This window comes from Pseudomonas sp. Mb7 (assembly GCF_054790525.1).
In genome coordinates, this window is record NZ_CP186501.1 from 2,449,335 (window position 1) to 2,462,775 (window position 13,441).

11 protein-coding genes are annotated in these 13,441 nt (G+C 59.3%); 5 read left to right on the forward strand and 6 right to left on the reverse strand.

The features are described from left to right. Positions 1-417: 417 nt before the first annotated feature. On the forward strand, positions 418-1,263 hold the full coding sequence (locus ACOYXH_RS11220) for a site-specific integrase (protein ID WP_256579900.1): 846 nt from the start codon (positions 418-420) through the stop codon (positions 1,261-1,263). A 5-nt stretch (positions 1,264-1,268) separates the two neighbouring features. On the opposite strand, the gene ACOYXH_RS11225 is transcribed toward ACOYXH_RS11220, so the two are convergent. The 5 genes from ACOYXH_RS11225 to ACOYXH_RS11245 form a co-directional block, all read right to left on the reverse strand. Further along, positions 1,269-1,823 (reverse strand): PqiC family protein, encoded by a 555-nt coding sequence (locus ACOYXH_RS11225; RefSeq protein WP_095048916.1) that lies wholly within the window; start codon positions 1,821-1,823, stop codon positions 1,269-1,271. A gap of 17 nt (positions 1,824-1,840) precedes the next feature. After that, entirely contained in the window at positions 1,841-3,496 is a 1,656-nt protein-coding gene (locus ACOYXH_RS11230; protein ID WP_460410689.1) for a PqiB family protein, read from the reverse strand. A gap of 232 nt (positions 3,497-3,728) precedes the next feature. Then, on the reverse strand, positions 3,729-5,030 hold the full coding sequence (locus tag ACOYXH_RS11235) for an NAD(P)/FAD-dependent oxidoreductase (RefSeq protein WP_460410690.1): 1,302 nt from the start codon (positions 5,028-5,030) through the stop codon (positions 3,729-3,731). Further along, positions 5,027-6,115: a polyamine ABC transporter substrate-binding protein gene (locus ACOYXH_RS11240; RefSeq protein ID WP_095048919.1), complete on the reverse strand. Its 1,089-nt coding sequence runs from the start codon at positions 6,113-6,115 to the stop codon at positions 5,027-5,029. Before ACOYXH_RS11240 ends, ACOYXH_RS11235 begins: the two co-directional genes overlap by 4 nt. Positions 6,116-6,272: 157 nt before the next feature. Beyond that, positions 6,273-7,631, reverse strand: coding sequence for a glutamine synthetase family protein (locus ACOYXH_RS11245; protein WP_016984752.1), 1,359 nt, complete (start codon positions 7,629-7,631; stop codon positions 6,273-6,275). A gap of 162 nt (positions 7,632-7,793) precedes the next feature. Here ACOYXH_RS11245 and ACOYXH_RS11250 point away from each other — a divergent pair, with 162 nt between their 5' ends. Continuing rightward, on the forward strand, positions 7,794-8,702 hold the full coding sequence (locus ACOYXH_RS11250) for a helix-turn-helix domain-containing protein (protein ID WP_460064539.1): 909 nt from the start codon (positions 7,794-7,796) through the stop codon (positions 8,700-8,702). A gap of 52 nt (positions 8,703-8,754) precedes the next feature. Here ACOYXH_RS11250 and ACOYXH_RS11255 read toward each other — a convergent pair whose 3' ends face one another. Continuing rightward, positions 8,755-9,441, reverse strand: coding sequence for a YkgB family protein (locus ACOYXH_RS11255; RefSeq protein WP_460064541.1), 687 nt, complete (start codon positions 9,439-9,441; stop codon positions 8,755-8,757). Between the two features lie 32 nt (positions 9,442-9,473). Between ACOYXH_RS11255 and ACOYXH_RS11260 the strand changes: the two genes are divergently transcribed. The 3 genes from ACOYXH_RS11260 to ACOYXH_RS11270 all read left to right on the forward strand — a co-directional run bounded on the left by ACOYXH_RS11260 (position 9,474) and on the right by ACOYXH_RS11270 (position 13,400). Continuing rightward, positions 9,474-9,983 carry a sigma-70 family RNA polymerase sigma factor gene (locus tag ACOYXH_RS11260; RefSeq protein WP_460064543.1) on the forward strand — a complete coding sequence of 170 codons (510 nt, stop codon included), beginning with the start codon at positions 9,474-9,476 and terminating at the stop codon, positions 9,981-9,983. Further along, entirely contained in the window at positions 9,983-10,930 is a 948-nt protein-coding gene (locus ACOYXH_RS11265; RefSeq protein ID WP_220556166.1) for a FecR domain-containing protein, read from the forward strand. Before ACOYXH_RS11260 ends, ACOYXH_RS11265 begins: the two co-directional genes overlap by 1 nt. Before the next feature lie 67 nt (positions 10,931-10,997). Continuing rightward, positions 10,998-13,400, forward strand: coding sequence for a TonB-dependent receptor (locus ACOYXH_RS11270; RefSeq protein WP_460410691.1), 2,403 nt, complete (start codon positions 10,998-11,000; stop codon positions 13,398-13,400). The last annotated feature ends 41 nt before the right edge of the window (positions 13,401-13,441 follow it).

Here is a 13,441-nt window from a genome sequence, read left to right on the forward strand (position 1 = left end):
CCGATTGTCTGAAAAACACGGAATTTCAAAGGGTTGAGATACCGGCCGGGGAATACCTGATTGACTTTTCAGTCCGCGGTCGGCAGGGTTGCAGGCCTTTCGGGGCAACCTGTTGTAACTAAGGTTATGCGCGTTTTTGTGAAAGGAACATGAAAAAACGGTCGGCGATTCGTCTATCTGTAAGCCATACAGCCACCGTTCAGACTTCTTCCGTTTATCGGCTGTTTTAGTAGAAAAGTTTTACTGAAGAGTCGCTCTTTATATAAGTTTCTTTGCACTTTTAAGTTGTTTTGTTGAACTGTTTTCTATTCAAGGCCGTTTCGTTTGATTGACTTGTCGAGTACTGAATCCACCCCGTCCAACACTAATCCGCTGACGCTTTATCTGGCCCGCCTGGCGCCGTCCAGCCAACTGACCATGCGTTATGTCTTGCAGGACGCCGCTGACCGTCTTGGTTTTGAAGACGTGGACATCGAGGAAATCCCCTGGCACGGGCTGCAACCGGAAGACGTCGTGGCGCTGGTCGCCGCATTGCGCTCCGACGGTTATGCGCCGAATACCTCGTCGCTGTACGTGAATGCCGTGCGCGGTGTGATGAATGAAGCCTGGCGCATGAGCCTGATCAGCCAGGATCATCTGCTGAAAATGCGTTCGGTCAAAGGCATCGCCGGCACGCGGTTATCTCAGGGGCGCAACTTGAAGCGCACCTTGATTCACGAACTGATGGAAGTCTGCGCCGCTGATCCGCGTCCGCAAGGGCTGCGCGACGCAGCGGTGATTGCGTTGTTGTACGGCACCGGCATGCGTAAATCAGAGTCGGTGGACCTGGACTTGAATCAGGTCGACTTTACCGAGCGCAGCCTGACCGTCACCGGCAAAGGCAATAAACAACTGATCAAGTACGCGCCGGCCTGGGCGTTCGCCAAACTCGATGCATGGCTGGAACTGCGGCGTTCAGAGCTGAAGGAGGGCGAGAGTGACGATGCCTTTCTGTTCAACCGTATCCGTCGCGGCAGTCATATCACCCGCGAGCGCATCACCAAACACGCGATCTATTACATCGCCCGTCAGCGTGGCACCCAGGTCGGGGTGAAGATCATGCCGCACGATTTCCGCCGTTCGTTTATTACGCGGGTGATCGAGGAGCATGATTTGTCGATTGCGCAGAAACTGGCGCACCACAGCAATATCCAGACCACCGCCAATTACGATGTGCGGGACGACAACGAGCGGCGGCGCGCGGTGGATCGCTTCGATCTGTAGGTCCGTCAGGACGGGGAAGGGCAGGTGCGCGCGTTGCCGGTTGCCGCCCGACTGATCTGCTCGGCCAGCCGTTTGACGTTGTGCTGCTGGGCCCCCACCAGATCATCGATGGTCGGGCCGGACGGTGTTTGCAGGGTCGAACGGCAGGTCAGCGAGCCATTGTCAGTGGCGCCGACAGGACGCAAGCGCCATTTGGCGTCGATCAGGCCGTACTGACCGGGGATCGAGTCGAAGCGTTGCACTTCGATGCGCACCGAAACGTTGCCTTGCCCACCGGTATTGCTCAATTGATCGGCCAACGCACCGCGCAACTCATCCGCCAGTGTCGCGCCCCACCAATCAGTTTCAAGAATCGCCAGGCCGCTGTTGCCCTGGCGGATAACGATTTGCGCACGGTCGACCTGCGGCGGCACGCTCAGCGCTTCAATCGGAATCTGCGCGCCGGTCCGTGTGTTGGCGATCTGCACCGGCGTCAGGGTGTGAAAGCTGATCGGGTCGCTGCGACAGGCGCTCAGCAGCATGAACGCAGCGAGCACGGTGATCTTTAGCGGTAAAGCCATTGTGTTAGCTCCTGTGCTCAATTGCGTGGCGGTCCTTTCAGATCGATAGGTGCTGCGTTATCGGGGCGACCACGAATCAGCGATTCCGGATGACGACCGAGGTAATCCGACAGCTCACGCAGCGAACGCGACATGCGCCCGAGTTCGTCGAGGGTTTCCGTGAGTTTCTCGCGTTGTGGCGAATCTTCGGCCAGGGTTGAACTGGCGGACTGCAAGGTCTTGCTGACGTCGGCGAGCGTGCTCTGCACGCCCGGCAGGGTCTTGGCGTTGAACTGAGTCAGACCTTTGCGCAGCTCGATCAGATTGCTGTCGAGGTTGTTGGCGATGCGATCCACTGGCAACTTGTTGAGCTTGTCGACCACCGCTTCGAGTTTTTCCTGCAACTGTTCGAGGCTGCCGGGCACGGTCGGTAGAACGACCGGGCGAGCGCTCGGGTCGAACGCGACTTTCTCCGCTTTCGGGAAGAAGTCCAACGCGACGTACAACTGGCCGGTCAGCAGGTTGCCACTGCGCGCCTGGGCACGCAGGCCATTATCGACGAAGGTGCCCAGCAAGCGGATGCCAGCGGCTTCGTCGTTGGGGTCGTGCTTGAATTCGGTGAGCATCTTTTTGTAGGCCTGACCGAGACGCTGCGGGTAAATGACGATACCGACGTTAAGCGGGAAGGTGCGTTTTTTCGCATCGAAATCCAGGTTGATGCCCACGACCCGGCCGATTTCCATACCGAGGAACTCGACCGGCGCATCGACCTTGAGCCCGCGCAGTGACTGTTCGAAACACAGCACCATGTATTGCGCCTTGCCATTCGGTGGGGCGAGGGCGCTCTGCTGGTCGGCGAACAGTTCGAAATCTTTGTCGTCTGCGGCGGCCACATCGTTGGGACTGTAATCCGGAGCACGGAACGCAATCCCGCCCACCAGCATGGTCGACAGCGATTCGGTCTTCACGGCAAAGCCGTTGGCACCGACATTGATGTCGATGCCGCTGGCATTCCAGAAACGGGTGTTTTCAGTGACGAACGCGTCGTTCGGCGCGTGAATGAACACCTCGATATCCACCCCTTTGCCTTCGGGGTTGAGGGCGTAGGTGACGACCTGGCCGACCGGAATCTTGCGGTAATAAACCGGTGAACCGATATCCAGTGAACCGAGGTCCGGCGCATGCAGCATGAAGCGCTTGCCCGGTTCGCCGTAGGTGATCGGCGGCGGATTTTCCAGGCCTTTGAAGTGTTTGGCGCGGTTGTCGGCCTGACCGATGTCGGCACCGATGTAGTCACCGGAAAGCAGGGTGTCGATGCCCGAAACGCCGCCGGCGCCAATGCGCGGGCGCACCACCCAGAACTGTGAGTCTTCGCGCGTGAAGGTTTCCGCCTGTTTTGACAGTTTAATGGTGGCGTCGACACTTTTCTGGTCGTTACTCAACTCGACGTCCGTCACCTGACCGATGACCACGTTGCGGTATTTGACCTCGGTCTTGTTGGCCGTCAGGCCGCTGCCGGTCTTGAAGTTGACGATGATCGTCGGCCCTTCCTGCATCACGTTGTGCACCACCAGCGAGATGCCCACCAGCACCGCCACAATCGGCACGATCCAGACGAGTGAAATGCTGAAACGGCGGGTTTTGACTGGGGCTTGGCCTGGTGCTCGCGGCTCGTCGGTGGCTGACGACTTCATCCATGTCCTCCTCGATTGATTGGGCACTGAGCGTCAGGAACGCCAAAGCACCTCATCAATATAGAAGTGCTTGGCGATAGAGCAAATGTGAATAGCGCATGTGCCGCGACCTGATTGATGATCGTTCCCACGCTCTGCGTGGGAATGCCTCAAGGGACGCTCTGCGTCCAGTGACGCGGAGCGTCACCGGCTGCATTCCCACGCAGAGCGTGGGAACGATCAAACCGCGCTGTCAGCCGAGCATTTCCCGCAGGCGATACCAGAACATCCCCAGTGCCAGCAGTGGCGAACGCAAGGCCGGACCGCCCGGGAAGGTCATGTGCGGCACGCCGCTGAACACGTCCATGCCTTGGCTGTGACCGGCATGAATCGCCTCGCCGAGCAGTTTCGCGCACCAGTGCGTGACGTTCAGGCCATGGCCGGAATAGCCCTGCGCATAGAACACGTTCGGGTGCTGCTTGAGCCGGCCGACCTGTGGAAAGCGGTTGGCGGTGATGCCAATCTTGCCGCCCCACTGGTAATCGATGCGCACGTCGGCCAGTTGCGGGAAGACCTTGAGCATCTTCGGGCGCATGTAAGCGGCGATGTCCGCCGGATCACGCCCGGAATAGTGGCAGGCACCGCCGAACAGCAGGCGTCGGTCCGCCGAGAGCCGGTAGTAATCGAGGCCGACTTTCTGGTCGCACACCGCCAGATTGTGCGGGATCAGTTGCGCGGCGCGCGCCTCGGACAACGGTTCGGTGGCGATGATGTAACTGCCGGCCGGCAGCACCTTGCCACTGAGTTGCTGTTCGAGTTCGTCCAGATGCGCATTGCAGCCGAGCACCAGACTGCCGGCACGCACTGAGCCCTTGGCGCAACGCACCTGCACGGTCGGGCCATGGATGATTTCCAGCACTTCACTCTGCTCGAAAATCCTTACGCCCAACGATGCTGCAAGTCGCGCTTCGCCTTGCACCAAATCCAGCGGATGCAGATGACCGGACCCCATGTCGACCAGGCCACCGGCATAGATGTCGGAGTTGACCACCTGCTGGCGCACCTGCTCCGGTCCGATCAGGCGGGTTTCATGGGCATAGCCGAGTTCGGCGAGGTCGACCAATTCATCCTTGAAGGCAGCGAACTGCGCCGGGGTGTTGGCCAGATCGCAAAAGCCCCAGCGCAGATCACATTCGATGCCGTTGTCGCCGATGCGCTGACGCACCAGTTCGACCGAATCGATGCCGGCGCGCTGCAAGTAACGCACGCCTTCCTGACCGACATACTTGGCGAACCCCGTGACCTCATGACCGATCCCGCGAATCAACTGGCCGCCATTGCGCCCACTGGCGCCCCAGCCGATGCGCCGGGCTTCGATCAACACCACCGACAACCCGCGTTGCGCCAGTTCGATGGCGGTGTTGATGCCGGTGAACCCGCCGCCGATCACGCAGACATCGGCAGTCAAGTCACCGTCCAGCAGCGGATAAGGTGTGCTCGCCCGGGCCGAAGCGGCGTAGTAAGAGCGAGCGTGTTCTTGGGTGTACTGATTCATTTGTTCGACTTCACTTTGCTCCAGGACCGGGTCATCAGACGCATGATCGCCTGGGGCGGGGTAGATGAGATGTAGAGCTTGTCCAGCACTGCCTGGGATGGGTAAACCTCAGGGTTGTTGACCAGCTCTTGATCCATGTATTGCTTGGCGGCCGGGTTCGGGTTGGCGTAACCGACCGAAGCGCTGACTTTGGCGATCACTTGCGGATCAAGCAGGTAATTGATGAAAGCGTGCGCTTCTTTGGTGTTGCTCGCATCGGCGGGGATGGCCAACAGATCAAACCAGAGATTGGCGCCTTCTTTCGGAATGGCGTAAGCGATGTTCACGCCGTTCTTGGCTTCCTTGGCGCGGTTGGCGGCCTGGAACACGTCGCCGGAGTAACCGAAGGCTACGCAAATATCGCCGTTGGCCAGATCCGACACGTATTTCGAAGAATGGAAATAGGTGATGTATGGACGGATGCTCAGCAGTTTCGCTTCAGCCTTTTTATAGTCTTCCGGGTTTTCGCTGCGCGGGTCCATGCCCATGTAATTGAGTACCGCCGGGAAGACTTCGTCGGCGGAGTCCATCATCGACACGCCGCACTGGCTGAGTTTCTTCAGGTTCTCAGGCTCGAACAGCACGGCCCAGGAATCGATGTGGTCGACGCCCAGCACTTGCTTGACCTTGTCGACGTTGTAGCCGATGCCGTTAGTGCCCCACAGGTACGGCACCGAGTGCTCGTTGCCCGGGTCGTTTTTCTCCAGCAGTTCGAGCAGTTTCGGGTCGAGGTTCTTGAAGTTCGGCAGTTGCGCACGGTCAAGTTTGAGGAAGGCGCCGGCCTTCACCTGACGCGCGAGGAAGTGGTTGGACGGCACGACCACGTCATACCCGGTGCGACCGGCGAGCAGTTTGCCTTCGAGGGTTTCGTTGGAGTCGAAAACGTCGTAGATCACCTTGATCCCGCTTTGGCTCTGGAAATCGGCGAGGGTGGTTTCGCCGATGTAGTCGGTCCAGTTGTAGACGCTGACCTGGGGTTGGGCATGGGCTACCGCGCTGAACAGCACGCTCAGGGCGACCGGGAGTACGGATTTCAACAGACGCATTTCGACACCTCTTTTTCGAATGATCGTTCCCACGCTCTGCGTGGGAATGCCTCAACGGACGCTCCGCGTTCGGCTTTGGATGGGACGCGGAGCGTCCCGGGCTGCATTCCCACGCAGAGCGTGGGAACGATCGACACAGGGGATCTTTTGGCTTTGCTCAGACGCTGAGCATCAGGAACTCACGCTCCCACGAGCTGATCACGCGCTTGAAGTTTTCATGCTCGGCACGTTTCACCGCGACGTAGCCACGGACAAACTTGTCGCCCAGATACTGCGCAACGGCTTCGCACTCTTCCATTTGCGTCAGCGCTTCTTCGATGGTGATCGGCAGGCGCAGGTTGCGGCGCTCGTAAGCACGGCCATGGACCGCAGCGCTCGGTTCGATGCCTTCAACCATGCCGATGTAACCGCAGAGCAGGCTCGCGGCGATTGCCAGGTACGGGTTGGCATCGGCGCCCGGCAGACGGTTTTCCACGCGCATGGCTTCCGGGCTGGAGGTTGGCACACGCAGGCCGACGGTGCGGTTTTCTTCGCCCCATTCGACGTTGACCGGCGCCGAGGTGTCCGGCAGGAAGCGGCGGAACGAGTTGACGTTTGGGGCGAACATCGGCAGCACTTTCGGGATGTACTTCTGCAAACCACCGATGTAATGCAGGAACAGTTCGCTCATCTGCCCGTCAGCGTTAGCAAAGATCGGTTTGCCCGTGGCGATGTCCACCACGCTCTGGTGAATGTGCATGGCGCTGCCCGGCTCGTCGCCGATCGGCTTGGCCATGAATGTCGCCGCAACGTTGTGCTTGAGTGCGGCCTCACGCATGGTGCGCTTGAACACAGTGATCTGGTCCGCCAGATCGAGGGCGTCGCCGTGACGGAAGTTGATTTCCATCTGCGCCGGGCCGTCTTCGTGGATCAGCGTGTCGAGGTCCAGGCCTTGCAGTTCGCACCAGTCGTAGACGTCTTCGAACAACGGATCGAATTCGTTGGCGGCATCGATGGAGAACGACTGCCGACCGCTTTCAGCACGGCCCGAGCGGCCCAGCGGTGCCTTCAGCGGCAGATCCGGGTCTTCGCAGCGTTGGGTCAGGTAGAACTCCATTTCCGGCGCCACAATCGGCTTCCAGCCTTTGTCGGTGTACAGCTGCAAGACTTTCTTCAACACGTTGCGCGGCGACAGTTCGATCGGGTTGCCGAACTTGTCGAAGGTGTCGTGGATGACGATGGCGGTCGGCTCGATCGCCCACGGAATCACGTAGACCGCGTCAGCTACGGGCTTGCAGACCATGTCGATATCGGCAGGATCGAGCAGGTCGTAGTAGATGTCGTCGTCGACAAAATCCCCGGTTACCGTTTGCAGCAGGACACTTTCCGGCAGGCGCATGCCTCGCTCATGCAGGAACTTGTTGGTCGGTGCGATCTTGCCGCGGGCAATGCCGGTCAGGTCGCTGACCACACATTCGACTTCGGTAATCTTGTGATCTTTCAGCCACGTGAACAGCTGATCGAAAGGGGCATTCATAAAGACCTCGTTATTGGTTTTATAGACGCCGGGGAGGGCGGGTTTCATCTTCCGCCCCTTCCCCTGTGGCGCGTTGACGACTATCTTGGGCGAGCCTTGCAGTTCCATCTATCCACTTTAAGCAGCACCAAAGCGCACCAAAAGAGTGCGCAAGGTCACCCCATGACAACGTGCAATTCGCTCCAGGTTCAAGCGTTCAACACCGCCGATGTGGCCGAACAAGTCCGCGCCACACCGGGCTGGGTCCAGCATTACCAACAGATGTCGCCGGGCCATTTCGCCGGGCAGATCCGCTATCTGGATCTGCAGGGTGTCGAGGTCTACGAAGAACAGATGAACACCCGCGTCGAGCAGAACTTCAGCGCGCCGTCGGGTGCTTTGGCGTTCTGTTTCGATCGCAGTGACAACGCGCTGTATCTGCTCAATGAAGAGAGCCGCAACATCTGGATCACCCCGGAGAACTACCAGGAAATCGCCGTGGTGTTCGGTCCGGAGTTTGTCCGCCAGCACGGTCTGAATGTGGCGAAACTCGAAGGGTTGTTCATGACCCAACTCAACTGCGGGCAGAACGCCTTGTTCAGTCGCTGGTTAAGCTCGACTCTCACGAAGATGTCGCAAGCTGTTGATCTGCTTGATAAAGATGCGCTGACAAAGCAACTGCTCGAAGACTGTCTGTTCATTCTCGACAACGCTCACACCAGCCTTGATCGCGGAGGACTTCAGCGGCGCACCGAAGAGCGGATGATCATGAAACGCGTAGGGGAGTGGGCGGCGGATTCGCCGGAAGACACCGTCAATCTGCTCGAACTTTCCCACGTGGCCGGGGTGCCGTTGCGGCAATTGCAGCAGGCGTTCAAGGCCTACACAGGGATGACCCCCAGTCACTGGCTGCGCCTGCGCCGATTGAACAGCGCACACCGCGAATTGCTCAAGCGCCGGCCCACGGAAACTACGGTTGCCGAGGTGGCGATGCACTGGTCGTTCTGGCATTTGGGACGGTTTTCAAGCAGTTACCGGGCGTTGTTCAAGGAGTTGCCGAGCGAGACGCTGAAACGATCACGCGCGACTTGAACTGACGGCGCCCGGCTCCCGAGGTGCGCAGCTTTTATGCCGGTTTCGACCTTTACCGATCCTCGCAGTTGCCCTCAGATCCGAGGGCAGGATATAGCGTCAACAGGCTGTGTTTGAGTAATACAACAGATCCCGCGAGCAAAACTGCATCCTTGATCAGAAAACTGGTTGCGCCGCCCATTGCCGGAAAGCCGCCGGCGGACGCTTCCCACGCACCCGGGGTGGTCAGAATCAGGGTCAGCGTGGTCAGGTAAGTGATTGCAGATCCTGCCGAGGCCCACAGCGATACTCGGGGAAACCAGGCGCCCAGAATCAAACCGAGACCGATGGCCCATTCGGCTACACCCAGGGCATAACTGGCACCCTGAATTCCGAACACGCTGTGCATCCAGCTCAGTAGGGGGCTATTGCCCAGCAGCGGAATCAGTCCTTCAGCTTCGTAGGCAAACCATTTGCTGTAGCCAAAAATCGCGAATATCAGCACCAGCGCCCAGCGCATCAATTTGATCTCGAAGTCATTCGAAAGCAGTCGGGACAGCGTGCAAGTGTTCATGGTGTTTCCTTGTTCTTTGGGTTGACGACACTCGCTAGAGAACGGCGCGCTGGGAAAATTACAACCCGACGCAGACTGAAGCGCGACAAAACGCAGGCCGCTTGCGCACTTATGAGTTGCAAGGCTGACATCAATGGGCAAAAAGGCCTTTGTGTCAGCGCCGAAGTTAAATAGAATCAGTCTCATTTGAATTCTTACTTCGCGCAGGGCCTCTTGAGATGACTGAAGCAGCGACGCCGTCGGAGCAGAGCCTGCACGAGCTATACCGCGATCATCGAGGCTGGCTCGAAACATGGCTTCGCCGGCGGATGGGCAACGCGTGGGATGCGGCTGATCTCAGCCAGGACACTTTCTTGCGAGTGCTGTGCAGCGCTCAGCCGATTGCCGACATGCGCGAGCCGCGCGCGTATCTGCTGACCGTGGGCAAACGCCTGCTGAGCAATTTCTACACCCGCCGCAGCCTGGAAAAGGCCTATCTCGAAGCACTCGCGCAGTTGCCCGAGGAATGCGTGCCGTCGCCCGAGCAACGTTGGCTGCTGCTGGAAACCCTGCAAGCGCTGGATGAGCTGCTCGATGGTTTGCCGCGAGCGGTGCGTCGGGCCTTTCTCCTGAGTCAGCTCGAAGGCCTCGCTTACCGTGAAATTGCCGAACGGCTGCAGGTTTCTGAACGCAGTATAAAACGTTACATGGCAATGGCTTACGAACATTGCTTGATGTTGGATCTATGATGCGTGTTGCGCCCAGCACCGAATCGCGCGAAGTTGCCCGTGCCGCCGCACAGTGGTTGGCATTGCTCGAATCCGGCGAGGCCAGTGAAGCCGATCACGTGCGACTGAAGCACTGGCGCGACAGCGATAGCCGCCATGAAAACACCTGGCAGAAGATTCAATTACTGCGCCAGCGCTTTTCCAGTCTGCCAGCAGAATTGGCCATGGCCACACTCGATCGCCCGGATCTGGCGCGGCGTGCAGCTCTGAAAAGGGCGCTGGGTCTGGCGGCGCTGGTGCCGACGGCGTGGTTGATCAGTCGCCAGTTGCCGCTCGACGTCTGGCGCGCGGATTTGCAGACTTCCACCGGCGAACACACGCGAACACGGCTGGCCGACGGCAGCACCTTGCAACTGAACACCGCCAGTGCGGTGAACGTCGATCTGGCCAGCCGTCAGTTGACGTTGGTGCGCGGCGAAATGGCGCTCAACGTTCCGGGTAGCACGGCGTTGACGGTCAACGCGCCGTACGGTCGGATCATTGTCAGCCGCAGCGAAGTCTGCGTGCGCCTCAACCAGCGTGATTGCACCGTGTCGGTGGTCAGCGGTTCGGTGCAATTGCAGCCGTTGCACGGGCCGGCGCTGCAGTTGAACGCCGGGCAACAGGTCAATCTGCAGGCTTCCGGCGCCGGGTCGGTCGCGCTGTTCGACGCCAAAATGCCGGGCTGGCGTGACGGTGTGTTGATGGCGCAAAACCAGCCGTTGGGGGACTTTCTTCGCGAGTTGAGCCGTTATCGCTCGGGGCTTCTGCGCTGGGAGCCGGCACTTGAACGTCTGCGTGTCACCGGCAGTTTCCGCCTCGACGACACCGATAAAGTGCTGACGCTGCTGGCGGCGAGCCTGCCGTTGGAGGTCCATTCGCGCACGCGTTTCTGGGTAACGCTGGCGCCGCGAAAAAATTTCGTCTGAAGCCTGTCCCTTTTTTTCGCCTCACCGGTCATTGCAGGTAAGTGAACAAAATCGAGAGCTTCTTCCAATGCCCGCAGTATTCCCAAGTCGTTTGCGTCCGTTGTTGCAGTTGAGCCTCCTGCTGAGCCTGAGTGCCAGCCCTGTGTTGATCCAGTCCAGTTGGGCCGAAGACGCCGCTCGGCGCAGTTACCAGGTGCCGGCCGGTAGTTTGAGCGCCGCACTGACCCGCTTTGCCGGGTTGGCCGGGGTCAATCTGTCGGTCGATCCGGCACTGGTGAGTGGCCGCAACAGCAACGGCTTGTCCGGTGAATTCGCTGTGGAGGAGGGGTTCGCTCGCTTGTTGCTGGGTTCCGGTCTGCAACTGCAACCGCTGGGTGAGCAGGCCTATACACTGATTCCAGCCGCCGAGGGCAGCAGCCTGCAACTGGCGCCGACGTCGATTCTCGGTGCCACCGGTTCCAGCGATGCCGATGTGTTTGCCGGCGGCCAAGTCGCGCGGCGTGGCTCGCAGGGTTTGCTGGGGTCGAAAGACTTCATGGAAACCCCGTTCAGCATGACCACCTACACCAGCGAGGCGGTGAAGAATCAGCAGGCGCGCACCTTGGGCGATCTGATTTCCAGCGATCCATCGGTGCGCGCGACCAATCCGGCCGGTGGACGTTACGAGCAGTTCACCATCCGTGGTTTCAGTTTGTTCAACAGCGACGTCGCCTATAACGGCCTCTATGGGGTGCTGCCGACTTACACGATCGACATGGAAATGGCCGATCGCGTCGACATTCTGAAAGGCCCGAGCCAACTCATTAACGGCATCTCGCCACGGGGTAGCGTGGGCGGAGGCATCAATGTGGTGCCCAAGCGTGCCACCGACAAACCGATCACCTCGCTGACGGCCAACTATGCATCGAACAATCAGGTCGGTGGCGCGGTGGATGTCGGCCGGCGGTTCGGTGAGGACAATCAGTTCGGCCTGCGCTTCAACGGCGTCAAACAGTCCGGTGATACCGAGTGGGATGATCAAAGTGTCGACCGCGACATGGCCGTGCTCGGCCTGGATTTTCGCGGTGAGCGCTTGCGACTTTCGACCGATATCGGTCACACCGAACGCGACACCGACGCGCCGCAGGAGCGCGTGCAGGTCGCGGCCAATGCCAAGGTTCCGAGCGCGAACAAGGTGCATCGCAACTACGCGCAACCGTGGACTCAGGCGAAAACCGAGGACACCTTCGGCACGCTCAACGCCGAGTTCGACGTCAATGACTCGGTGATGCTGTACGGCGGCGTCGGCGCGCGCAAAAGTAATCATGACTTCTTGCGCCACGCCGTTTCCGTCACCAACGATGCCGGTGATTTCAGCGTTCAACCGCGTGATTTCACCCGCGACGAGAATGTCCGTACCGCAACGGCCGGCGTGCGCAACTGGTTCCATACCGGGCCGGTGAGCCATGAGGTCAATCTGGTGGCCAGCTACTTTTATATGGATTTCGAGAATGGCGGCGCGCGTTATGCGGCCGGGCGCAGCAATCTGTATGACCCGGTGGAAACCGCCAAACCCGGTACGCCGACGCGCTACGACGCCAAGGTGTACACCGAAAACCGCTTCAGCGGCGTGGCGTTGTCCGACACCTTGGGCTTCTTTGATGATCGGCTTCTGTTAACCCTCGGTGCGCGCTGGCAACGAGTGAAAGTCGATGACTGGAGCGATGACGTCAAAGGCGACACGGCTTACGACGAGGAAAAGGTTTCGCCCTCGGGCGGCATACTGTTCAAGGCGACTGACAAGCTGTCGCTCTACGCCAACTACATGGAAGGCCTGAGCCAAGGCAAGATTGCGCCGTCAACGTCAGTGAACGAAGACGAAATCTTCCCGCCGTTTATCAGCCGTCAGGTCGAGATCGGAGCCAAGTACGACGCCGGTTCGTATGCTTTAACGGCAGCAGTATTCAGGATCAAGCAACCCGCCTATGAAACCAACGCCACGACCCGGGTCTTCGGCCCGAACGGCAAACGACAGAACAACGGCGTGGAGCTGAGCATGTTTGGCGAACCGCTCAAAGGCGTCCGGTTGCTCGGCGGCGTGATGTACATCGACAGCGAGCTGACCCACACCACCAATGGCGCTTTCGACGGCAACCGTGCGCCGGCGACGCCGAAATACAACGTCAATCTGGGCGCAGAATGGGACGTGCCGACTGTGCAGGGGCTGACGCTGACAACCCGTGGCATCTATTCCAGTTCGCAGTATCTGGATCAGTCGAACGAGAAGGAGATCGACGCTTGGGAGCGCTTCGACGTGGGTACGCGGTACGCCTTCAAAGTCGATGAAAAAACCATCACCCTGCGCGCCAATGTCGAGAACGTTCTGGATAAAAGCTACTGGAGTTCAGCAGGCGCTTCGGATGACAGTGAACCGGGGTTGACGTTGTCGACACCGAGAACTTATCTGCTTTCAGCGACAGTGGATTTCTGATTCCACTCGGAAAATCAAAAGCGTGCTATCAGCGAGCTGAC